The following is a 22,503-nucleotide window of genomic DNA, read 5'->3' on the forward strand; positions in this document are numbered from 1 at the left end:
CAGGCAGCGCTGAAAAGTCACTGGCAGGTCATGCAAATCGTGTCATCCAGACAAAAAAAATGCCGGTCAGCAAGACCGGCATTTGGGGACATCCAGACAGCGACGGTGGATCAGAACTCGTGGTCAGCGTTGTCCGGGTTCAGATCGGTGATGCCCAGCTTGCCTGCCGCCTGCTCGATAGCGCCGGTCTGCTTGACCAGTGCGGCGATGGCGTCACGAACAACCTGATTGCCAGCTGTGTTGCCTGCTGCGATCAGTTGATCGAAGTGCTCGCCCTTGTTGGCATGGTCGACGATGACCTGCAGCTTGGCCTGGGTATCGTCCAGGTCGGCGCGCAGGGTGGCGTCGGTCGCAGGGTCTACCTTGGCGACCAGCGACGACAGGCTCGGGCCGCTGATCCTGGTGCCGTCGGTGCGGGTGTATTCGCCCAGGTAAACGTTGCGAATGCCCTTGCCGTTGTAGAAGTGCGAGTTGTGCGTGTTGTCGCTGAAGCAGTCGTGTTCGTCTTCGCTGGAGTTGGCTTCCAGCGCCACTTTCATGCGCTCGCCCGCCAGTTCGCCCAGCGACAGGCTGCCCATGCCGAACAGCATCTTGCGCAGACCGTCGACGCCGGATTCGGCTTCCAGCGTGGCGCGGTAGTTGTCGGCAACGCCTGCTTTCCAGTTGCCGGACATTTCTTCCAGGTCGCTGACCAGCAGGTCGGTGACGGCTTTCAGGTAGGCACGACGACGGTCGTTGTGGCCGCCGGTTGCGCCAGCGCCTTCCAGGTAATCGCTGGCTGGACGGTTGCCGGCGCCAGGGCCGGTGCCGTTCAGGTCCTGGCCCCACAGCAGAAATTCGATGGCGTGGTAGCCGGTGGCAACGTTGGCTTCGGAGCCGCCCAGTTCATTCAGGCTGGCGAGTTTCTCTGAAGTGATCTGCTTGACGTCGACCTTGTCTTCGCCCACCTGGATTTCAGTGTTGGCGATGATATTGGCGGTTGCCCCAGGGTTGCCCAGTGCGTGCTGGTAATCCTTGGCAACGTAGTCGATCAGGCCTTCGTCCAGCGGCCAGGCGTTAACCTGTCCTTCCCAGTCGTCGATGATGGTGTTGCCGAAGCGGAACACTTCGCTCTGCATGTAAGGAACACGTGCGGCAACCCAGGCGTCGCGAGCGGCCTTGAGGGTTTCGTCGTTCGGCTTGGCCAGGAATGCATCAACGGCAGTGCTCAGTTTTTTGGCACCGGCTTCGGCATCGCTGAAAACAGCGGAAACCATGTTCGCGTAGTTGGCGACCACAGCCTTGGCGGCGGCGTCATCGGTCTGGGCTGCGGCAGGTGTGGCGGGTGCAGCCGGTGCTGGCGCGGCGGCCGGAGCAGCAGGCGCAGCTGCGGCCGGTGGAGTTGCAGCCTTGTCCTTGCCTTCGCCACAACCGGCGAGAGAGATAGCGATGGCCAAGAGACTGGCGGTTGCCAAAGGCATACGAATCATGACGGAATCCTGCGTTCATAGGGGTGAAGGCGCAGAGCGCCCAGAAAATCTGCGACATAATGCGAAAGATTTGCATTCGATGTAAAGGCAAAACGCCTGTCGAGTCGCGAACAGCTACCCGAGAGCTTGTAACAGTCGGTTTCGGGATATTACGGGGACAGCTTTGTGAGGCCGTGCAGCGGTGTGAGGCCGGTTCAGAGAATGGCGGCGTTATTGCGCTGGTCCAGCTTCAGGAACGCCAGCAACTCGCGTGCGGGCAGCGGCTTGCTGTAGAAATAGCCCTGGCCTTCATGGCAGCCTTCAGAGATCACATAGGCTTCCTGCTCGACCGTTTCGACGCCTTCGGCAATGACCTGCATGCCCAGACTCTTACCCAACTGAATGATCGCACGCACGATGGTTGCGTCGTCATCATCGTCGATCAAATCCTGGACGAAACTCTTGTCGATCTTGATCTTGTCCAGCGGCAGGCTTTTCAGGTAGCTCAGGGAGGAGTAACCCGTGCCGAAGTCATCAATCGCAATCAATGCCCCCGAGCGACGCAGGCTGAGCAGATGCTGGGCAGCCGTGGTGATGTCCTCCATCAATCCGGTTTCGGTCACTTCCAGCTCGAGGCTGCGGGGTGGCAGGCGGTAGATCTGCAACAGGTTGTTCACCACGCGGGGCAGCTCGGCGTGGTGCAGCTGCACGGTGGAGAGGTTGACGGCCATGCGCAGGTCCGTGAAGCCCTGGTCGTGCCATTCGCGCAACTGCCGACAGGCCTGGTCCAGCACCCATTCACCCAGTGCAATGATGGTGCCGTTCTGTTCGGCCAGCGGGATGAACACGTCTGGTGGCACCAGGCCGTGCTCGGGGTGCTGCCAGCGGATCAGCGCTTCCACGCCGACGATCTGATGGTCTCGATAGCTGATCTGTGGCTGATAGACCATGTACAGCTGATTACGCGGCAGGGCTTCGCGCAGGTCCTTTTCCAGTTCGCGGCGCCGACGCATCTCGCAGTCGACGCTGGCGATGTAGAACTGATAGCGATTGCGCGATCTGGCCTTGGCCAGGGTCATGGTCTGCTCGGCCTTTTGCAGAAGCTTCTCGGGGCTGTCGCCATCCTCCGGGAACAGCGTGATACCGATGGTTGCGCGCAGCCGAATGGACTGGCCATCCACGGTGAAGGGGGCTTCGAGTTCATCCAGTACGTTCTGCGCCAGCTCGGCCGCTTCGTAAGGCTCTGCGATGTCCGCCTGGACCAGCGCAAATTGATCGCCGCCCAGACGTGCCAGCGCACCCAGTCGACCGCTGTGGGCGCGCAACCGGTCCGCCAGGGCCAGTAGCAGCTGATCGCCGGCCTGATAACTGAACTGCTCGTTGATGCCCTTGAAGTCATCCAGGCCGACACACAGCACAGCGACCCGATGCTGTTGCCGTCCGGCGTTCTCCAGAATGTTCTCCAGGCTCATCTGCAACTGCACCCGGTTGGGAAGTCCGGTCAGGAAATCGTATTGCGCCATGCGTTGCAGATTGTTTTCGGCTTCGTGGCGCAGGTAGGTATTACGTTCGATGGACGCGAGCAACTGGTTGGCCGTGTTGACCCAGATACCCAGCTCGTTCTTTTCATGGCCCTTGAGCAGGGGCAGCTGATGCTCGCTGGGGCGATCAGGGTTGATGGCGGTCAGGTGTTCGATGATTCGCGAGAGCGGCTTGGTCAACAGCCAGTGATAGACCAGGTACAACACGAGACCCATCGCCAGCGCCCGCAGCACGCCGGAGATAAAAATGATCACGGCATTGATGATGAAACCTTCGCCGTAGTTGGCGGTGTCCAGGGTGATGCGCAGATCGCCGTAGTATTCACTGTACGGGCTGCGCCCGACCAATTGCGTGGTAAAGCTGCGCTCCTGACCCAGAATGAGATCCGTGAGCCAGCGCGTTGAAGAGGTTTTAAGCGGTCGGTCTTTTTCGGCCAGCAGGGTTTCGTTCGGATGCCCGATGGAGGCCATGCGCACGGCATTGTCCTGAAACAGGCCTTCGATGACCTGCATGCCCATTTCCCGGTCCAGGCTGTAGACCGCCTGCGTGGAGGGGTCTCTGAACATGTCCAGTATGCGTTCGGCGTCGCTTACCACTGCCTGGCGGGTTTTGTAGGCGTCGTAGACGATCTGCGCGCAGCTCAATACCACGCCGACAAAGAACGCCGATAGCAGCACCACGCGCAGCAACTTCACCGACAAGCTGTTCTTGAGTTCCAGCTTCAATGGCCGTTCCTTAATTCAAGTCGCAGGCGTATCGCCCTGTCACCCTCGAAAAACAGATGAGCGGGACGGTCGTGCCCGGTTGATCCCTCTTTTCTGCGCCGCTGCCTGGGACCCACGGACTCGTGCAATCCTAATGTGTCGGGCGGCTGCGCTTGTAACTTGAGCGTAACGCTGTAAAAGAACTGTTGCGTGATATTAGTCAGCTAACGTTTTCTGGCAATACACGACGTTACAGTTGTACATGAAAAACTGCCATATTCACGCATTTGAGTGACACATTCGCGGTGCCTTCACGATATTGAGGGGCTTGCTTCCTGTCACACGCGTGCCGAATGCAGGCAATAAAAAACCCGGCACAAGGCCGGGTTCTTGATGACACTGGAAATCAGGCGGCGTATTGCTTGGCCACGAAGTCCCAGTTCACCAGGTTCCAGAACGCTTCTACATACTTCGGACGCACATTGCGGTAGTCGATGTAGTAGGCGTGTTCCCAGACGTCGCAGGTCAGCAAAGGCTTGTCACCGCTGGTCATCGGGTTGCCCGCACCAATGGTGCTGGCCAGCGCCAGGGAGCCGTCAGCTTTCTTCACCAGCCAGCCCCAACCGGAGCCGAAGGTGCCGATGGAAGTCTTGCTGAACTCTTCCTTGAACTTTTCGAACGAACCGAACGAAGCGTTGATCGCGTCAGCCAGCGGGCCGGTAGGCTCACCGCCGCCGTTAGGCGAGAGGCATTCCCAGTAGAAGGTGTGGTTCCAGACCTGAGCGGCGTTGTTGAAGATGCCACCCGAGGAGGTCTTGACGATTTCTTCCAGAGTCTTGCCTTCGAACTCGGTGCCTGGCACCAGGTTGTTCAGGTTCACGACGTAGGTGTTGTGGTGCTTGTCGTGGTGATATTCCAGCGTTTCCCTGGAAATGTGCGGCTGCAGAGCATCGTGGGCATAAGGCAGTGGCGGCAATTCAAAAGCCATGGTTTATCTCCTTTCAGGTCATTTGCGGTTATCGCACGGCCGATCACGGGCGGCCGGATACAGCATGCACCGGGAGTTTTACTCTTTTGCGGCGCAGACCCCGGACTATAGCACCGGCCCTGCGGCATAACCACGCAACAACTGTGTGGGAAAGAGGTTCCAGCGTTGTCGACCCAATGGCCATGAAAATCACTCAAGCGCTACGAATCAACTGCACAGCAACGGTAAACATCATCACCGCCACCAGCACGTCCAGCAGTCGCCAGGTTGCTGGCCGTGCCAGCCAGGGCGCGAGCCAGGCTGCGCCGATGGCAAGACTCGAGAACCACAGCAGCGAGGCGCTGGCGGCACCGACCACGTAGGCTTCGGGTACGGCCTGCTGTGCACCGAGCGATCCGATCAGCAATACCGTGTCCAGATAGACATGCGGATTGAGCAGGGTCACGGCCAGCGCACTGAGCAACACGGCGCGCCGCGATCTCATCCCGGTGGCGGCGCTGTTTTCCAGGCCCTGTGATGAACAGGCGCGACGCAGAGCCTGCAGGCCATACCAGCTCAGGAATGCCACGCCACCCCAACGCGCAACGGCCAGCAGGGTAGGGTTCTGCGCCAGAACGTTCGCCAGACCGAACACCCCGGCAGCAATCAGCAGCGCGTCGCAGACAATGCACACCAATGCCACCGGAACATGGTGCTCACGACGCAGCCCTTGCGCCAGAACGAACGCGTTCTGCGTGCCGATGGCCATGATCAGGCCCGCAGCCACCAGCAGACCGTTTAAATAGCTTTGCCACATCAGATGCGCTCCGGCAGTCAGTTCAGGTGGCGATTCTGGCGTCCGAAGCGGTATAAGGAAAACCAATAATCCTGATCACTCATTAGGAAAACTGATGTTTGACTACAAACTGCTATCGGCGCTCGCTGCCGTCATCGAGCAGGCCGGATTTGAACGCGCCGCCCAGGTATTGGGTTTGTCCCAGTCGGCGGTGTCCCAGCGCATCAAACTGCTGGAGGCGCGCATTGGTCAGCCGGTGCTGATCCGGGCCACACCGCCGAGCCCGACCGACATCGGGCGGCGATTGCTCAATCATGTGCAACAGGTTCGGCTTCTGGAGCGTGACCTGCAGAGCCAGGTGCCCGCGCTTGACGAGGAAGGCATGCCGGAGCGACTGCGTATCGCCCTGAACGCCGACAGCCTTGCCACGTGGTGGGCGCAGGCGGTCGGGGATTTCTGCGCCGAGCATCATCTGCTGCTGGACATGGTGGTCGAGGATCAGGACGTCGGACTCAAGCGTATGCGTGCAGGCGAGGTGGCAGCGTGTCTGTGTGGCAGCGAACGGCCAGTGGCCGGCGCACGCAGTCAGTTGCTGGGGGCCATGCGCTATCGTGCCCTGGCGTCCCCCTCGTTCATCGACCGGCATTTTGCCGATGGCGTAAGTCCTGAGAAACTGGCGCGCTCGGCGGCGCTGGTGTTCGGCCCCGATGACTTTCTGCAGCACCGCTATCTGGCTTTGCTTGGGGTCGAGGGCGGTTTCAAGCATCATCTGTGCCCTTCATCCGAAGGCTTCATGCGCATGATCGAGGCCGGACTTGGCTGGGGGCTGGTACCTGAATTGCAGGTCAGCGAGCAAATACGCAGTGGCGCATTGCGCGAACTGCTGCCCGCCCGCTACATCGATGTGCCGCTTTACTGGCATCACTGGCGCAACGGCGGCCAGTTGCTGAACCGCCTGACCGAGCATCTGGCACAAAAGTCGGGTCGCTGGCTGGTGCCGCCTGGCGGCCAGTGAGCGTCAACACGTTCATATATGAAAACAATGCGGGTAGGGTTTGTCCTGTCCCGCAGACGCGTCAATGGAGCGGTAAATGAAGATTCTGGTTACCGGCGCAAGCGGCTTCATCGGTGGACGCTTTGCGCGTTTCGCCCTGGAGCAGGGCATGAGCGTGCGGATCAATGGTCGCCGAGCCGAAGGCGTCGAACATCTGGTCAGACGGGGTGCCGAGTTCGTGCAGGGCGACCTGACCGACCCGCAACTGGTCCGGGCGTTGTGCGATGACGTGGACGCCGTGGTGCACTGCGCAGGTTCTGTCGGTGTGTGGGGGCGGCGTCAGGATTTCATGCTGGGCAACGTGCAAGTCACCGAAAACATTGTCGAAGGCTGCCTGAAACAAAGGGTGCCGAGACTGGTCCATCTTTCGTCGCCTTCGATCTATTTCGACGGTCATTCGCGCCAGGGCATCAAGGAAGAGCAGGTCTCCAAGCGTTTCCACAACCATTACGCCGCGAGCAAGTACCTGGCCGAGCAGAAAGTATTCGGCGCGCAGGAGTTCGGGCTGGAAGTCATCGCGCTGCGGCCCCGCTTTGTCACAGGGGCGGGCGACAACAGCATTTTTCCGCGCCTGCTGCGCATGCAACAGAAGAAGCGCCTGTCCATCGTCGGCAACGGTTTGAACAAGGTGGACTTCACCAGCATGCAGAATCTTAACGAGGCCATGTTAAGCAGTCTGCTGGCCACCGGTTCTGCGCTGGGCAAGGCCTACAACATCAGCAACGGCGCGCCGGTGCCGTTGTGGGATGCCATCAATTACGTGATGCGGCAGATGCAGTTGCCTCAGGTCACCCGTTATCGTTCATACGGACTGGCTTATACCGCTGCCGCGATCAATGAAGGGGCCTGCATGCTGTGGCCGGGGCGACCTGAACCCACGCTGTCGCGTCTTGGAATGCAGGTCATGAACAAGGACTTCACGCTTGATATCAGCCGTGCCATGCATTATCTGGACTATCAGCCACGTGTCAGTCTCTGGGCTGCGCTGGACGAGTTCTGCGGCTGGTGGAAAGCCCAACAATCGAGCTGAGTCGGTAGTGGCACATTGAAATATCATCAAGTGCCCTTGGTATACTCGCCAGCTTTGGTTTCAACAGCTTCTTGAAGGGTTGCTCATGCGTAACGATCCATATGACGACATCGATGACGTCCCAAGCCTCAGCGCCAAGGACGACGATGATGATTTCGTGCCGGAAAAAGGCGCACGCGAGCGCACGACGGTCTACTCGCGCACAACGCCAGTGGTCAAGGTCAAAGGGCCGAGCATCGGTCCACTCTGGGCGTTGGTCGGCGCGTTGTTCATTGCCTTCTGCGGCCTGGGCTGGTGGAGTTTTCAGCAGGTTTCGCTGATGGAACAGCAACTGGTCGCGACGCAGGAAAGTTTTGCGCGCATCAGTGAAGAAGCGGCGGGGCGCCTGCAGGATATTTCCGGCAAGGTCGTGGCGACAGAATCGCTTTCCAGCGACGGCGAAGCGCTCAAGCAGCGGATCAAGCTGCTGGAAGCGCAACTGGAAGATCAGGACAAGCAGCGCGAAGGCGTTGAGGGCCAGCAAAGCAGCCTCGACAAGCGATTGGAACAGATGGCTGCGCAAACCACCCAGCAGCAGACCGAAAACGCTCAGCTGCAGGAACAGCTCAAGGGCGTGGTCACCGAGCTGACCGCGCTTAAGGCCGCCTTGCCTGACCTGAAAACCGCGCAGGCGGATCAGGGCAAGCTGGACACTCAGCTCAAGAGTCTGGCCGCCGATGTCGCGACCTTGAAGAAACAGGGCAATCCTTCCGCCGCCGTCGAGCGGCTCGAACAGGACCTGATCGTGCTCAAGAGCGAGCAGGAGAATCGTCCGGCCCCTGCGGCTGCTGGCAATACCGCCGAGTTCGATGCGTTTCGTGCTCAGGTGACGCGCAACATCAATACCCTGACCAGCCAGATCCAGAACCTGTCACAACAGCTCAACGCCCGTCGTTGAAGCCATGCGCCACCGGCCGCCGTATGGGCGGTCGGTGGCGTTTTTCTTCTTCCGTACAAAAAATCCTGCTCCCTAAATAAATATGGAATCGCCAGCAAGACGCCCCTTTACCCTTGCGTCTCTATTTATTACATGGAGTTTTCGCAATGAAAGGAATCAATACGACACGCCCCGTCACGATAGCGGCCAATGAGGCGCTCGATGAGCCTGTAGTCACCTCTTCCGCAACACACAGCGCCGAACCGGCAGTAACGCCCGGCGAACCCATGGTCAAGCCGCCGGCCAAGCCACCTGTGAAGCCGCCAGTCAAACCTCCGGTCAAGCCACCCGTGAAGCCGCCGGTCAAACCCCCGGTCGAGCCGCCTGTAAAGCCGCCAGTCAAACCTCCGGTCAAACCGCCAGTGAAGCCACCGGTCAAAGCGCCGATCAAGCCACCCGTAAAGCCGACCGAAAAACCACCCGTTGAAATGAAGATGCCTGCCGACCCTGCGCCACCTTCGCGGCTGGAAAAGCTGCTGAGCATCGTCAACACCGCGACCGGCGTCCTGCAGCTGGTTCATCCGCTCAACAGCGTGTTCAACCCGGACGGCACCGTTACTCACCCTGACGGCAGCGTTGCTGACACCAAAACCCAAACCGTCACTCGTCCCGACGGCACCGTTCAGAGCATCGACGGTACGACGGTGCACGCCGACGGCAGCACCGAACACCCGGATGGCAGCGTTCTGCACAAGGACGGCACCTGGGTGTTTGCCGATGGCTCGGTCAATTACCCCGACGGTCGCTGGAAACATGTGGATGGCACCGTCACTGACGCAGACGGCACTGTGATTGGTGTCACGGAGCCTGCCGCTTCCAAGTGACCGGATCCGTTTCCCGGGGCAATAAAAAACCCTGACGCTCACACGCCAGGGTTCCTGTGCTGCCAAGCGCTGATTACAGGCGCGGGTAGTCGATGTAACCGACCGGGCCCTTGGCGTAGAAGGTCTCAGGGTGCGCTTCATTCAACGGCGCATCGCTGGCCAGACGCTCCGGCAGGTCCGGGTTGGCAATATAAGGAACGCCCCAGGCCACTGCGTCGGCCTTGCCTTCTGCCAACCAGGCATTGGCGCTGTCCTTGGTGAACTTCTCGTTGGCGATGTACACGCCGCCGAAGTCTTTCTTCAACTGTGGGCCGAGGCTGTCACTGGCATCACGCTCGCGTGCACAGATGAATGCAATCCCGCGCTTGCCCAGCTCTTTGGCGATATAGCTGAAGGTTTCGGCCAGGTTATCGTCGCCCATGTCATGCAGGTCGGCGCGAGGCGAAAGGTGTACGCCGACACGGCCAGCGCCCCAGACGTCGATGGCAGCGTCCGTCACTTCCAGCAGCAGGCGGGCACGGTTTTCCAGCGAGCCACCGTACTGGTCGGTGCGCTGGTTGGTGCTGGTCTGCAGGAACTGGTCGAGCAGGTAACCGTTGGCGCCGTGAATTTCCACACCGTCAAAACCTGCGGCCTTGGCGTTTTCCGCGCCGACACGGTAGGCGTCGACGATGTCACCGATTTCCGCCAGCTCCAGCGCACGTGGCGTCGGGTACGACGTGATAGGGCGCACCAGACTCACATGGCCTTCAGGCTGGACGGCGCTCGGCGCAACCGGCGCTTCACCGTTCAGGTACTGCGGGTGAGAGATACGGCCCACGTGCCAGAGTTGCAGGACAATACGCCCGCCTGCGCCGTGCACGGCCTTGGTAATGTTGCTCCAGCCGCGCACCTGATCGTTGGACCAGATACCGGGGGTGTCTGGATAGCCGACGCCCATCGGCGTCACGGAGGTGGCTTCGCTGATGATCAGGCCGGCCGATGCGCGCTGCACGTAATACTCAGCCATCAACGCGTTGGGCACACGGCCTTCGTCGGCGCGGCAGCGGGTCAGCGGCGCCATGATGATGCGGTTTGGCAGTTGCAGATCGCCAATCGTGATCGGGTCAAAGATAGTCGTCATGTGTCGAATCCTCTTAATTGATCAATGAGTTGCCGGGGCCAGATCGGGGTTGCCGGTCTGACGGAAAGTAATCAGGGTGATGAGCAGCGCGAGCACGGCCAGGGCTGCGGCGGCCAACGGCACGCGGGTCAGGCCCAGGCCATGGGCAATGACGCTGCCGCCGATCCAGGCACCCAGTGCGTTGCCGACGTTGAACGCGCCGATGTTCAGGGTGGACACCAGATTGGGTGCGGCCTTGCCGAAGGTCACCACGTTGATCTGCAACGCAGGCACAGCAGCAAAGGCGGCAACGGCCCAAAGGAACAGAGTGATTTCAGTCGGGATCAACGCAGCGCTGGTCCAGCTCAGCGCGGTGGAAATCACGGCCATGGAAATGAACACGGCAATCAGCGTTGACGACACCTTGCGGTCGGCCATCCTGCCGCCGATCACGTTGCCGACGGTCAGGCCCAGGCCGATCAGCAGCAGCGTCCAGGTCACGCCCTGAGGGGACACGCCGGTCACATCACCCAGCAGCGGTGCCACGTAGGTGAACAGTGCAAACATCGACGCCGAAAACAAGGCGGTCATGGTCAGCGACAACCAGATCCCGGCACCCTTGAGGGCGGCCAGTTCGGCGCGCATGTCGAGCTTCTCTTCGTCACGATTGGTGGGCAGAAAGCGGATCAGGCCGATCAAGGCAATCACGCCGATGACCGTCACAGCCCAGAAGGTCGAGCGCCAGCCTGCGTATTGACCCAATGCGGTGCCCAGCGGCACGCCCAGCACATTGGCCAGCGTCAGACCGGTGAACATCAGGGCCACGGCAGAGGCGCGACGGTTGGCGGGCACCAGACCAGCAGCGACCACCGAGCCGATGCCGAAGAACGCGCCATGACACAGCGCCGTCACGACGCGTGCAAACATCAGCACGTCATAGTCGCTGGCCAGCGCGCAAAGCAGATTGCCGACGATGAAAATGCCCATCAGCGTGACCAGTGCGGCCTTGCGTGGCAGCCTGGCTGTGGCCATCGCCATGAACGGTGCACCGATGGCGACGCCCAGCGCGTAACCGGTCACCAGCCAGCCGGCACCGGGAATCGACACACCCAAATCCGCAGCGACATCGGGCAGCAGGCCCATGATGACGAACTCGGTGGTGCCGATGGCGAAGGCGCTCAAGGCCAGAATGAATAGCGAAAGAGGCACGGGGGCGTCTCCTTGAAAAAGTGGATGGGTCAGGCCGGGTTGTTCAGCTCTTGCACCAGAGCCTCTACGAACGCCTGGATGGTCTCTTCATTGCGCCTGAAGAAATGCCACTGGCCGACCTTCTTGCTGCTGATCAGACCGGCCCGCTGCAGGGTCGCCAGATGCGCAGAAACGGTGGACTGGGAAAGCCCGGCACGTTGATCGATCTGCCCGGCGCAGACGCCGTGCTCGATCGAGTGTTCCTGAGAGGGAAACGTGGCGCGCGGGTCCTTGAGCCAGGTCAGGATCTCTCGGCGGACCGGATGGGCCAGCGCTTTGATGATGTCGTCGAGGTCGATGGGCATGTCGTTCTCACAGGCGGTGTAGCGATATATCGCGATGGAGCGAACCTTATATCTGTATTTCGCGATATACAAATATGATTTTGGACTTAGCTCATCAAGAATCGGTATATCGGGTTATATCGATATATAGACCTGAGCCTGAAAAGCGGCGTACGCTTGCCTCATGAATTATCTGGCGCATCTCCATCTTGGCGGTCATCGACCCGCCCAATTGCTCGGCAGCCTGTACGGCGACTTTGTCAAAGGCCCGCTGCCGGGGCGTTTTCCTGCGGAGCTTGAAGCAGCTATCCAGCTGCATCGCAGCATCGACGCATTCACTGACAACCATCCGTTGATCAAGGCGTCCATCGCCCGCTTTCCGGCCCAGCGGCGTCGCTATGCAGGCATCATGCTCGACGTGTTTTTCGACCACTGCCTGGCGCGTGACTGGCATCGCTATGCCGATCTGCCGCTGGAGGTCTTCACGCGCAAGGTTTACGGCGTACTGGCTGCCGAGCCGCAACTGCCGGAGCGGCTGGCGTTGATCGCACCGCGCATGGCGGCGCAGGACTGGCTGGGATCGTATCGGGAGTTCGGCGTGTTGGAGCAGGTGTTGGGCGGGATTTCCCGGCGTCTTTCAAGGCCGGAAGGGCTGGCAGGCGGCATGCAGGAGCTGCAGGCGCTTTACCAACCCCTCAGTGCGGACTTCGCTGAGTTCTATCCGCAGTTGCAGGACTTCGCTCAGGCAGCCCTGGCAGGGCGCGAGACCACTTCGCTCGGCTGAGCACTTTCGCCGAACAGCGCGACCTGAACCGCCTGTTGTGCCTTGTAGGCCAGAGCGGCGCGTTCCTGATCGGCGGTCTGGATAGGCGCGAGCAAGTGAATATGCACATCGCTCTGTTCGTTGGCGAACAGGCGGCGCAGGTGCGACAGCAGGTCATCGTCACCAATGAACGGCGCAATCGGGTCGGGCTTGCCGTCACGGGAATAGGCAATCGCGACTGGCTGAATCGCCACGCCCGCTTCGATGGCGCTGGACAGCAAACGACCATGGAAAGTGCGCAGGCTCTTGCCGTCAGTGGTCGTGCCTTCCGGGAAGATCAGCAGCGCATTACCCTGCTGCAGGTGGCTGCTCATCTGCTTCTGGATCAGGCGACTGTCACCCGAACCGCGACGAATGAACAGCGTGCCGGCTTTCAGCGCCAGCCAACCTGCAACCGGCCATGTCCGCACTTCGGCCTTGGACAGAAACGACAACGGGGCAAGCATGCCCAGCAGTGCAATATCAGTCCAGGACACATGATTGCTGACCCACAGCATCGGCTTGCGCGGCAGCTCGCCTGTGACAGTCACGCGAAACGGCAGGGCATGGGTCAGGCGTGCCATGAACCAGCGGCTCCAGCGCTGACGGCGCTCCATGGAGCTGCCGACTTTCAAGCGCTCCAGTACGGCAAAAGCGCCAGCAATTGTCAGCCCCAGCGCAACCACCAACAGCACTCTGACCACGCGGACATAGCCGCGTACCCGGCTCATTACACCGCCGCCTTGAAGTGACGGGCGTAGCGTGGGCACAGGTCGTCGCGCTTGAGCAGGATGAACACGTCGGCGACCTGGAAGTCTTCGTCCCAGCACGGCTCGCCGCAGATTTTTGCACCCAGGCGCATGTAAGCCTTGAGCAGCGGTGGCATCTCGCAGATCACGTTGCTCGGAATATCGAGCGCGGGCAGCGGGTTCTTCGGCTCGGCGCGCAGGTGCTCGTTGCACAGGTAGCGTTCACGCAGGCGCTGCATGATCGCGTGGGCCTGAATGCCGCCGTCCTGCATCGGGATACTTGCGCAACCCATCAGGTAGCTGTAGCCGCCTTCATTCAGCACTTCAGCCAGCTCGCTCCACAACACCGCAATGGTGCCGCCGTTGCGGTAGGCCGGGTCCACGCAGGTGCGGCCCAGCTCCAGAATCGGGCCTTGCAGATGAACCAGCCCGTGCAGACTGAATTCCTCTTCACTGTAGAAGCGGCCCAGTGTCGTGGCCGCCTTGTGATCGAGCAATCGTGTGGTCGCCACCAGTCGCCCAGTGTTCAGATCACGTACGCCGATGTGCGAGCAATGCACGTCGTAGTCGTCGATATCCAGACCTTGTTCGGCACCGTTGAGGCGGGCGTTGAACTCCTCGCTGAACACGCTGAAACGCAAGGCCTGTGCTTCCTGCAAGGCTCGCGCTCCCGTCAGGCGCTCGGCCTGAAGACGGCGTTCAGAAGTGTTTTCACGAATGCGTGCGATCTGGGTCATACGAATCTCCATGAGCCAGCCTTACGAAATGGCCGGTCGACTGAATTGTCCAAGCGCTTTGCTGTAGTTGCAGGCTAGGGAGATGCCGTGTCATGCCCATGAAGCTTTGGTGATGGTTGTGTGACGGCCGCAGCGCGCGTGATCCTTCACGCTCTGCGTCTGCTGTTGAAGTGACACAGAGCGTCACGGGCTGCATGCCATACGGAGGATTCATCCTTCTACGCAAATCTCCTGGATAAACACAAACCCCGTGGGAGGCGGCTTGCCGGCGATGGCGTCAGTTCAGTCACTGATCGGTCGCTCCAGAAAAAGCATCGCCGGCAAGCCGCCTCCCACAGTAGTCCGTGGTTGCAGCAAGACTCGGGTGCATGGGCACGATCAGGCATTCAGCCGCACGCCTGTCATAAACCCCTGCTACTGTGCCCGGATCATTTTGCGAGGACTCGTCATGCTGTCTCGGTTGGCTCGCTTGTTTCTGTTGGTAGTCCTGGGTGCAAACGCATTGAATGCACAGGCCGAAACCTGGCCCGGCGAGCAATGGTCTTCCCGACCGGCCCCCCGCAGCGCCGCACTCGATGCACTGGAAACCTACGCCTTCCCGACCCGCGACGAAGCCAACCGCACAGGCGTGCGCACCGATGCGTTGCTGGTGATCCGCGACGGCGAGATCGTCTATGAGCGCTACGTCGGTGTGACCAACGCAGAAACCCCGCACCTGACCTGGTCGGTCAGCAAAAGCATCCTCGCGACTGTTCTGGGCGTGGCATTCGGGGAAGGGCGCTTTCAACTGGCAGACCCGGTGGCGAAGTTCTACAAGCCCTTCGGCGCTCATCCCGACATCACCGTTCAAGACCTGATGCACTGGGCGTCCGGTCTGGACTGGCAGGAAGATTACGAATACGCGCCGCTCAACTCCTCCGTCGTCGCGATGCTGTACACCCGCGGTCGCGACGACATGGCCCGCTTCACCGCCAGCCACAAGGCCGCCACGACACCGGGCACGCGCTACCTGTATTCCAGCGGCGACAGCACGGTGCTGGCAGCCGCCTTGAAAGGCATGGTCGGTGCCGAGGCCTACCCAAGCTATCCCTGGACCGCACTGTTCGAGCCGCTCGGCATTCGCAGCGCTGTCTGGGAAACCGACGCCAGCGGTACCTTCGTAGGCTCGTCCTACGCCTACATGACCGCCCGGGATCTGGCACGCGTCGGCCTGCTGATGCAGCGTGGCGGGCAGTGGCAGGACAAACCATTGCTCAACAAGGCATGGATGGACTTTGTACTGACGCCCTTCAAGGGTGAGCAGATTCAGGCCAAGGTCGAAGTGCCCGGCGGACAGTGGTGGCTCAACCGCACGGCCGACGGAGGCAGCGGCCCTTGGCCCGATGCGCCCGCTGATACCTTCGCCGCGCTCGGCCATTGGGGGCAGGCGCTCTACGTGATCCCCAGCCAGAAACTGGTGATCGTGCGCTACGCCGATGACCGCGACAGCAGCTACGATCACGACCAGATGCTCAAACGCATCCAGGCAGCGTTCGGCAAGGAGAACGGACAATGAGTAATCGTCGAGCGTTCATCCTGCGTCGTCCCTTCACCAGTCTGCTGCTGTTGCTGCTCGCGGCGCTGGCTGTGCTGATCTTCCAGTACCGCGTCGCCCTGCAGGCGTTTCCGACCATCATCAGCGCGTACACCGCCAAGGAATACTGCTCGTGCCGCTACGTGGTGAACAATCCCGAGGAGTACTGCCGCGCGTACGTCAAACAGTACGTGCCCAGCACGCTGATCGATGAACCCCAGCAGAAACGCGTGATCGCCAGCGGTCTTGGACGTGTCAGCATCGCCGCCTGGCAAGGGCCGCTGGAAGGTTGTCGCCTGTTGCCGGAATCGCCATAACAGACGCTGGACGAACGGAGCGGTTTGCCAGCGGTCTGACAGGCGGATAAGGTGCTTCTCAATTGCCCGCCCGGAGTCTGCATGCTCAACCTGCCTCGCCTGCTGTTGGCCCTTCTGGCCACAGCGGCGCTTCCTGCCCACGCCAGTTGGTATCTGGATAACGAGTCATCACGCCTGTCGTTCACCTCCACCAAAAACGCCGACATCGCCGAAGTGCATCGCTTTCTGGTACTGCACGGCAAGGTTGATGACAAGGGGCTGGCCGAGGTGGAAGTCGAACTGGAATCGGTCAGTACCGGCATCGCCCAGCGTGACGAGCGACTGCGTGATCAAGTGTTTCAGATAGGCCTGTTTCCCGCTGCCAGAATCAACGCCCGACTCGACATGCGCCCCATCAACGCCCTGGCGCCCGGCGCGCAGCTGGAGTTGCGCCTGCCGCTGTCGGTCAGCCTGCGTGGCAAGACCCACACCTACAACGCCGAATTGCTGGCCACGCGTCTGGATGATCGACGCTTTCAGGTGGTGACGCTCGAGCCTTTGGTGGTTCACGCTCAGGACTTCGATCTGGTGCCGGATTTCAACGCATTGCGCACTCACGCAAGTCTGTCGGCGATCAGCCTGTCGGTGCCCGTTGGCGCCGTCCTGATTTTCACGGCGCGCTGACATGAGCAGTGCGATCTTTCCGTGGCGTGAAAACAACCAGTTCAAACTGCTCATCGACGGCCCTGCGTTCTTCCCGCGCATGATTGCCGCCATCGACCGCGCAGAGCAGCAGGTCGATCTGGAACTGTATCTGGTCGAGGCAGGCGCCTGTGCTGACGCAATGGTGCGGGCACTGGTAGACGCCGCCCGGCGCGGCGTCATCGTGCGCTGCCTGTTCGACGACTTTGGCTCCAAAGCCTTCAACGCTGGCCTGCGCAAACAACTGACCGATGCCGGTGTGATCCTGCGCTTCTACAACGCGATTCATTGGCGCCGCGGTCTGCGCAACTTCTACCGCGACCATCGCAAGATACTGGTGGTGGACAAGGCCCTGGCCGTGGTCGGCGGCACCGGCGTGACCGATGAATTCTGGGAACCGGACAAGGACGTGAGCCAGTGGCACGAGGTGATGGTGGAAATCACCGGCCCGCTGGTGATGGACTGGCAAGCGCTGTTCAACCGACAGTTTCACGTCAACCCGCGCCGCACCGCCTGGCGACCGAAAGAGAACTTTGGCCTTACGCACCTGCCCAACGCTCCGGTCTCCGGAGAAGGGCTGGGCCGCGTGGCCTACGCCGACTCACGTCAACACCGCGACATCCTGCAATCGCTGGTGCGCGCCCTGAACACCGGCCAGAAACGCATCTGGTTGGCGACGCCGTACTTCCTGCCCACCTGGAAAGTCCGCCGCTCCCTGCGCAGAGCCGCAGCGCGTGGCGTCGATGTGCGTTTGCTGCTCACCGGACCACGCACCGATCACCCGTCCGTGCGCTACGCAGGCCATCGTTATTACCCGCGCCTGTTACGCGCAGGCGTGAAAATCTTCGAATACCAGCCGTGCTTCCTGCACCTGAAAATGGTCCTGATCGATGACTGGGTCAGCATCGGCTCGTGCAACTTCGACCACTGGAACCTGCGCTTCAACCTCGAAGCCAACGTCGAAGCCCTCGACCCGACGCTGACGAAAGACGTGGTCGCCAGCTTCGAAAAAGACTTCGCCCTGAGCGCCGAAACCACCCTGGCCGACTGGAAAGCCCGGCCACTGTGGCGACGCGTCAAACAGCGTCTTTGGGGCTGGATCGACCGGCTGGTGGTCAACCTGTTGGATCAGCGCAACTGAAGGGAAGGGGCCGGCAACGGCCCCCGAGTGCGTATCAAGCTGGCTGGACAATACTGTCGAGCGAGCGATCCACCATGGCCTTGGCCAGCTCCGCCATGTGCAACACAGCAAACACCAGATCCCGGCTCGTGCCCTCGGCGTTATCGCCTGACTCGTAAGCGGTGGTGATGATGCAGCGCAACAGGTCCGAGGCGTAGTTGAGCGCTTCTTCCTGGGTGACGGATTGGTTGATGGTGTAGAGCGCGTTTGGTGGATCGGGGATGAGTTTTTGTAGCATCTGTCTTTATCCTCGCTTGTTTAAGGAGCAGTCACCCGTCGCTACCAAACGATTGGGGTGGCGGCCGTGCGCAAGTTGGTAGACCGGCAGCCAGGCGAACCGGTGCGTCCGAAGACGCCGAGCGCACGGCCACCATAAATGCAGGCCGTAAAAAAGCGCCTCACAGAGGTGGCGCATTGCGCCGGGCTAGCTCAGGTCTACCAAACCTGATCGCTGAATTTGCAGCGACCGGGCAAGCCTAGAGACCGGAGTAAGCAGGCGCAAGGGGTTGGGATTCTCTCGGAAATTTCACTCAACGGATAGAGAGGCATCCTGCTATTGGGGGCTGGACCTCTTTACCTTGGTTCTAGAGAAAAGACGAGGGGCCTTATGTGGCAATGTGGACGGCGGAAAGGGATCGCTACTGTCCATGGGCGAGATACATGCGCAAAAATTAGGCCGAGATCGTAAGTCCTTTCGCGAGTAGCTCGCAATTTTCCATGTGAAAACGATGGTGATTGGCTCTAATTTCTTTTTGATGATGGCACTCCGCCTCCAAAAAAAACGTAGAGTCTGGTACGTTATGTCAGCACCCCACTCAACGGAATTGAACATGGACAGTGTAGAAAAAAAATTTTTGGAAAATTACAACCTCAGCGAGGTCTCTTCATCTACGTGTGGTGATTCATCGGGACGACCGATTATTTACAATGCGGAAAAAGAGGGCGACCTTTTTATTATAAAACACTGGCCGAGATCCCCCGAAATCTGCGATGAAGAAGTCGAGGCAATTTGGTTACATGAGCTTCGCCAATTGCATAGGCTAAACGGCTTTCCTGGTGCTGATGATCTTATAGCGACTTTAGTTGAGTCATGTAAAGATGCCGAGGGATTCTACTTAGTATTAGATACTCAAGAGCGGTTGCCACTATCTTTTCTTATGAGTTCAAGAGTATTAACAAGAAAGCCATTTTGGATAAAGAATTTAAAGAAGCCAAGTCAGCGTGCGCATTTCTGGAAAAATATTATTAGGATTTCATCCGCTATTGACATGTTGCATAATCAAGGATTGTTGCATCGACAATTAAGTGCGGACTCCATATTAGCAACGAATAATCAGCATGATGGATGTAGGGATTTTCAGCTTACCGGTTTTGAGTGGTCGATGCGAGTCACTACTCTTACTAACTCAATGCCTGGTAAGGCGGCTTTCACGAGCGTTCCTTTCAATTACTCGTTTGCCAATGATTGGAAGGATTTAGGCGTTTTAATATCTGAAATACTTAATTTGGATCTAAAATTTCTTGACGATATCTCCGCATCTATTAAAGATATCTCGGCTGTTTCAGGACTCATGCTTATCGAAGTAATTTTTTTAAGGAAGTTGGTGGGGGCGATACCTTTCAGGTCGAGTTCAAGTTATGAAAGCATAGATGGTGCGTTTACAAAAAAAGCCATTTTGGAGATTGTAGATGCTTTAGATAGAGGGACGTCAAAAACAGCGATACCATTCAATCTTGCCATTAAGGTTTCAAGTAATCCCGAGCTGAAGCTTTTTTCTAATAGCGTAACGTCAAGAATTCAGGATATCTATAAGCAAAAATATGGGGTAATGCTAGATAAAACAAACACAATAGAGCTGAAAAAATTTGTTGAAAAAGATATCGCAGATTCGGCGACGCTATTGAAAACAATTTTGCCTGATAAAGTAGATCCGGTTTATCTATTGAAGGGGAATGAGTTGATTTATCAACTCGATAAGTTTAGCCCCGATAAAAACTCAGATGAAAGCACTTGGGATATTGCTGTTTGCGAGCGTGCTTATGTCGAACCCCCTCTGCACTTGATGAAGAATTCAAAAACTATTTCAATAGCGTCTGTAAAAGTATCTGTCATAACGATAGCAGACGCCTTCAATATTCAAAAAGGTTTATCAGGAAGTTCAGAAGAAAATTCATGGGTCTCGTTGTTTAGCAAGTTGGAAACGGGTGACACGACTCGGACAGATGATCAGCAGAGGCTTATCGATAGCTTTATAGCTTGTCACTTAACAGAAGTTGCGTATGCTAGGTCTGAAATATTTCCTGTGGAAGTAATAAGTTCAGAGGTTGAGGGTGATAGTTATAAGGTTCAAATGTCTAGTAAAAACTCAGATGAGTCCGAGCGGCTAGCTAAGATGTTAGGTATCGATCCTCCCGCGGTAAGACTAGAAAAGATATTAAAGAAGGATGAAGGAGAGTATGAAACTCTAGTTTGGAGTTTGGTGAGTGGCAATGGATTTGGAAAAGAGGATGAAGAAATAATCTTGGACTATCAAAATTATCATGTTACAGCTGATGGCCAGCTAACTTATAACTTTCTCACCAAAATGCCGCCGCCTAATAATTATAATTATTTTATAGCGCCAAACTCTCTTCAAGGTACTATAAGGCAGTTAACCCGTCGCTCAAAAGCGTTAGATACTCTAACATCGCACACGGAGCTTCTTAATGTCTTAATATCACCACAGAAATATTCGAACACGTTTGCGCTACCATTGGGCATTGAAAACCACACGGCAAGGCTAGATAATTCAAAAAAGAAATCTTTTGAAAGGATAATATCTACTCATCCGCTATCATTAGTTCAAGGTCCGCCTGGTGTAGGTAAAACATTTTTGGTTTCAACCCTTGTGAGGTATTTTTTTGATCAGGAAAGCGATAGTCGAATATTATTAACTGCGCAAAGTCATTCGACTGTCCAGCATCTGTTCCATGAGGTATGCAATCACTTAAAAGAATGCGACAATTTGGACGATTTACTGATAATAAGATGCAGTAAACAAGATAAGAATGATGAAACCTCCCTAATCGATGCTGACGAAAAAGCAAAAAAATATATACAGGGATTTGTTAATAGCGAACTTTTCTTGAATTCAAATTCGGATTCTATTAAGAACGATGCTCGACTTTTGATAAGCGGACAAGCACATAAAAGATATCCTTTGATAAATCAACTTCTCCGTGCTGCGAATATAGTGTTCTCTACCACAAATTCAGAACAAGTTGAGCGTATGATAAAAGATAGAGCTCAATTTGATTGGACGATAATGGAAGAAACAGGAAAAGTTACAGGTTTGGAATTGGCTAGTCCGTTACTGCTGTCACATCGTAGATTGATGATTGGCGATCATAAGCAGTTACCACCTTATAGATCTAATGAAATTATATCTATACTTACTTCGCCCGAAAGACTTAAGGTATTGCTGCAAGATAGCGAAAGTATTTTCAGTGCTAAGATCAAAGGCGAGGCAACCAAACTTTTTCTTGATGAATTGCAGGGTGCAGAAAAAAATATTGCTGATATAGGGCGCGCAGCGTCAAAATATTTTATGTTGTTTCAGACATTAGTTGAGGATGAGGTAAGGGAGGCTCGGCTACATGAGCAGCTGTTTGGTACCGAAGAAGGCAGAAGTGCGGTGGGAAGCATGCTTACTGTTCAGCATCGAATGCATCCTAATATAGCTGACATTGTTTCAACTGTTTTTTATAAAGGTGACCTTAAAACTGATGAGGAAAAAATAAAATCTTTTACACATGCTGATAGTATTCTTCCGTTTGTTTTTGAAGATTCTTCTTCTCTCAGTGATTCCTCTTCGATTGTTTGGATAGATGTACCCGATGTTCAGACTACAAAGAAAATGAAAGCTGGAGATAGTCTGCCTCGGTGGAATAATCTTAACGAGAGAAAAATCGTAACTGCCTTATTGAAGAAGATAAAGCCTAACGAACACTCATCTTCTAAATGTAAAATAGCAATTCTGTCTCCTTATTCTGAACAAGTTGGTAGGATTTCACGCTTCATCTATAAGCAAAGTAAGCTTAAGCCTGAGTTTTCTCATCTTTCCTTTTTTGAGCCTGCAAGTGATCACTCGGATTTCTGTAGCACGGTTGACGCATTTCAAGGAAGTGAGGCTGACGTAGTTATAGTTTCGTTGGTTAGGAATAACGGTAATCCTACTATTAGAGGCGCTTTAGGTTTTCTTGCGGATGAACGACGCATGAACGTATTATTAAGTAGGGCGCGCTATAAGCTTATAATAATAGGCTCTTATTCCTTTCTTAAGTATTGGGGGAGTAATGAAGTCGTTAATATAGGGGATGTTAATTTAAAATCTCAAACAGCGTTTCTTGCTAGGTTGGTCGCAAAGCTAAATGCCATGATCGAGTCTGGAACGGTTACATTAATTCCAAGTCACAAAATATATTAATATCTTGTGGCGTAATCTTTAAG

20 protein-coding genes are annotated in these 22,503 nt (G+C 57.0%); 10 read left to right on the top strand and 10 right to left on the bottom strand.

The genetic code is table 11. From position 1 onward, the window contains the following. Positions 1 to 110 precede the first annotated feature (110 nt). The 4 genes from CFBP1590_RS05830 to CFBP1590_RS05845 all read right to left on the bottom strand — a co-directional run bounded on the left by CFBP1590_RS05830 (position 111) and on the right by CFBP1590_RS05845 (position 5,478). Entirely contained in the window at positions 111 to 1,469 is a 1,359-nt protein-coding gene (locus CFBP1590_RS05830) for an imelysin family protein (protein WP_025996365.1), read from the bottom strand. Between the two features lie 194 nt (positions 1,470 to 1,663). Continuing rightward, positions 1,664 to 3,715: a putative bifunctional diguanylate cyclase/phosphodiesterase gene (locus tag CFBP1590_RS05835; protein ID WP_004881457.1), complete on the bottom strand. Its 2,052-nt coding sequence runs from the start codon at positions 3,713 to 3,715 to the stop codon at positions 1,664 to 1,666. Positions 3,716 to 4,100: 385 nt separating this feature from the next. After that, a complete protein-coding gene (locus CFBP1590_RS05840) occupies positions 4,101 to 4,682 on the bottom strand; it encodes a superoxide dismutase (RefSeq protein ID WP_088234630.1) in 582 nt (193 codons plus the stop codon). A gap of 193 nt (positions 4,683 to 4,875) precedes the next feature. Next, positions 4,876 to 5,478, bottom strand: a complete 603-nt coding sequence (locus tag CFBP1590_RS05845) for a LysE/ArgO family amino acid transporter (RefSeq protein WP_004881452.1) — start codon at positions 5,476 to 5,478, stop codon at positions 4,876 to 4,878. A 94-nt stretch (positions 5,479 to 5,572) separates the two neighbouring features. On the opposite strand from CFBP1590_RS05845, the gene CFBP1590_RS05850 reads away from it, so the two are divergent. The 4 genes from CFBP1590_RS05850 to CFBP1590_RS05865 all read left to right on the top strand — a co-directional run bounded on the left by CFBP1590_RS05850 (position 5,573) and on the right by CFBP1590_RS05865 (position 9,341). After that, positions 5,573 to 6,472, top strand: coding sequence for a LysR family transcriptional regulator ArgP (locus tag CFBP1590_RS05850; RefSeq protein ID WP_069144632.1), 900 nt, complete (start codon positions 5,573 to 5,575; stop codon positions 6,470 to 6,472). A 76-nt stretch (positions 6,473 to 6,548) separates the two neighbouring features. Beyond that, the gene (locus tag CFBP1590_RS05855; protein ID WP_088234631.1) at positions 6,549 to 7,541 is read left to right on the top strand and encodes an NAD-dependent epimerase/dehydratase family protein; all 993 of its coding nucleotides are present in this window, start codon (positions 6,549 to 6,551) and stop codon (positions 7,539 to 7,541) included. Positions 7,542 to 7,626: 85 nt separating this feature from the next. Next, positions 7,627 to 8,478 carry an ATPase gene (locus CFBP1590_RS05860; RefSeq protein ID WP_088234632.1) on the top strand — a complete coding sequence of 284 codons (852 nt, stop codon included), beginning with the start codon at positions 7,627 to 7,629 and terminating at the stop codon, positions 8,476 to 8,478. A gap of 146 nt (positions 8,479 to 8,624) precedes the next feature. Then, positions 8,625 to 9,341, top strand: a complete 717-nt coding sequence (locus CFBP1590_RS05865) for a hypothetical protein (RefSeq protein ID WP_088234633.1) — start codon at positions 8,625 to 8,627, stop codon at positions 9,339 to 9,341. 73 nt (positions 9,342 to 9,414) lie between these two features. Here CFBP1590_RS05865 and CFBP1590_RS05870 read toward each other — a convergent pair whose 3' ends face one another. From CFBP1590_RS05870 to CFBP1590_RS05880, 3 genes are read right to left on the bottom strand one after another with little or no spacing between them, the layout of a single operon-like run. After that, entirely contained in the window at positions 9,415 to 10,464 is a 1,050-nt protein-coding gene (locus CFBP1590_RS05870) for an alkene reductase (RefSeq protein ID WP_088234634.1), read from the bottom strand. 21 nt (positions 10,465 to 10,485) lie between these two features. Next, complete coding sequence (locus CFBP1590_RS05875; protein ID WP_025996358.1) at positions 10,486 to 11,652, bottom strand: MFS transporter; 1,167 nt, start codon at positions 11,650 to 11,652, stop codon at positions 10,486 to 10,488. A gap of 29 nt (positions 11,653 to 11,681) precedes the next feature. Beyond that, the gene (locus CFBP1590_RS05880) at positions 11,682 to 11,996 is read right to left on the bottom strand and encodes an ArsR/SmtB family transcription factor (protein ID WP_004881438.1); all 315 of its coding nucleotides are present in this window, start codon (positions 11,994 to 11,996) and stop codon (positions 11,682 to 11,684) included. A gap of 163 nt (positions 11,997 to 12,159) precedes the next feature. Here CFBP1590_RS05880 and CFBP1590_RS05885 point away from each other — a divergent pair, with 163 nt between their 5' ends. Further along, positions 12,160 to 12,759 carry an acyl carrier protein phosphodiesterase gene (locus CFBP1590_RS05885; RefSeq protein ID WP_004881436.1) on the top strand — a complete coding sequence of 200 codons (600 nt, stop codon included), beginning with the start codon at positions 12,160 to 12,162 and terminating at the stop codon, positions 12,757 to 12,759. On the opposite strand, the gene CFBP1590_RS05890 is transcribed toward CFBP1590_RS05885, so the two are convergent. Together CFBP1590_RS05890 and olsB are read right to left on the bottom strand one after the other, a co-directional pair. After that, positions 12,717 to 13,508 (bottom strand): lysophospholipid acyltransferase family protein, encoded by a 792-nt coding sequence (locus CFBP1590_RS05890; protein ID WP_004881435.1) that lies wholly within the window; start codon positions 13,506 to 13,508, stop codon positions 12,717 to 12,719. The genes CFBP1590_RS05885 and CFBP1590_RS05890 overlap by 43 nt on opposite strands. Next, positions 13,508 to 14,263 carry an L-ornithine N(alpha)-acyltransferase gene (gene olsB, locus CFBP1590_RS05895; RefSeq protein WP_004881433.1) on the bottom strand — a complete coding sequence of 252 codons (756 nt, stop codon included), beginning with the start codon at positions 14,261 to 14,263 and terminating at the stop codon, positions 13,508 to 13,510. The genes CFBP1590_RS05890 and olsB overlap by 1 nt, the downstream gene beginning before the upstream one ends. A gap of 448 nt (positions 14,264 to 14,711) precedes the next feature. Between olsB and CFBP1590_RS05900 the strand changes: the two genes are divergently transcribed. The 4 genes from CFBP1590_RS05900 to CFBP1590_RS05915 all read left to right on the top strand — a co-directional run bounded on the left by CFBP1590_RS05900 (position 14,712) and on the right by CFBP1590_RS05915 (position 17,975). Then, a complete protein-coding gene (locus CFBP1590_RS05900) occupies positions 14,712 to 15,818 on the top strand; it encodes a serine hydrolase domain-containing protein (protein WP_088234635.1) in 1,107 nt (368 codons plus the stop codon). Beyond that, positions 15,815 to 16,153, top strand: coding sequence for a hypothetical protein (locus tag CFBP1590_RS05905; RefSeq protein WP_004881429.1), 339 nt, complete (start codon positions 15,815 to 15,817; stop codon positions 16,151 to 16,153). Before CFBP1590_RS05900 ends, CFBP1590_RS05905 begins: the two co-directional genes overlap by 4 nt. Positions 16,154 to 16,234: 81 nt before the next feature. Beyond that, positions 16,235 to 16,816, top strand: coding sequence for a YceI family protein (locus CFBP1590_RS05910; RefSeq protein ID WP_088234636.1), 582 nt, complete (start codon positions 16,235 to 16,237; stop codon positions 16,814 to 16,816). Between the two features lies 1 nt (position 16,817). After that, positions 16,818 to 17,975: a phospholipase D-like domain-containing protein gene (locus CFBP1590_RS05915; protein ID WP_088234637.1), complete on the top strand. Its 1,158-nt coding sequence runs from the start codon at positions 16,818 to 16,820 to the stop codon at positions 17,973 to 17,975. A gap of 34 nt (positions 17,976 to 18,009) precedes the next feature. On the opposite strand, the gene CFBP1590_RS05920 is transcribed toward CFBP1590_RS05915, so the two are convergent. Further along, entirely contained in the window at positions 18,010 to 18,252 is a 243-nt protein-coding gene (locus CFBP1590_RS05920; RefSeq protein WP_004881424.1) for a DUF6124 family protein, read from the bottom strand. A 592-nt stretch (positions 18,253 to 18,844) separates the two neighbouring features. Between CFBP1590_RS05920 and CFBP1590_RS05925 the strand changes: the two genes are divergently transcribed. Further along, positions 18,845 to 22,480 carry an AAA domain-containing protein gene (locus tag CFBP1590_RS05925; RefSeq protein WP_167383077.1) on the top strand — a complete coding sequence of 1,212 codons (3,636 nt, stop codon included), beginning with the start codon at positions 18,845 to 18,847 and terminating at the stop codon, positions 22,478 to 22,480. Positions 22,481 to 22,503 lie beyond the last annotated feature (23 nt).

The sequence above is a fragment of the Pseudomonas viridiflava genome (assembly GCF_900184295.1).
Lineage (GTDB): Bacteria > Pseudomonadota > Gammaproteobacteria > Pseudomonadales > Pseudomonadaceae > Aquipseudomonas > Aquipseudomonas viridiflava.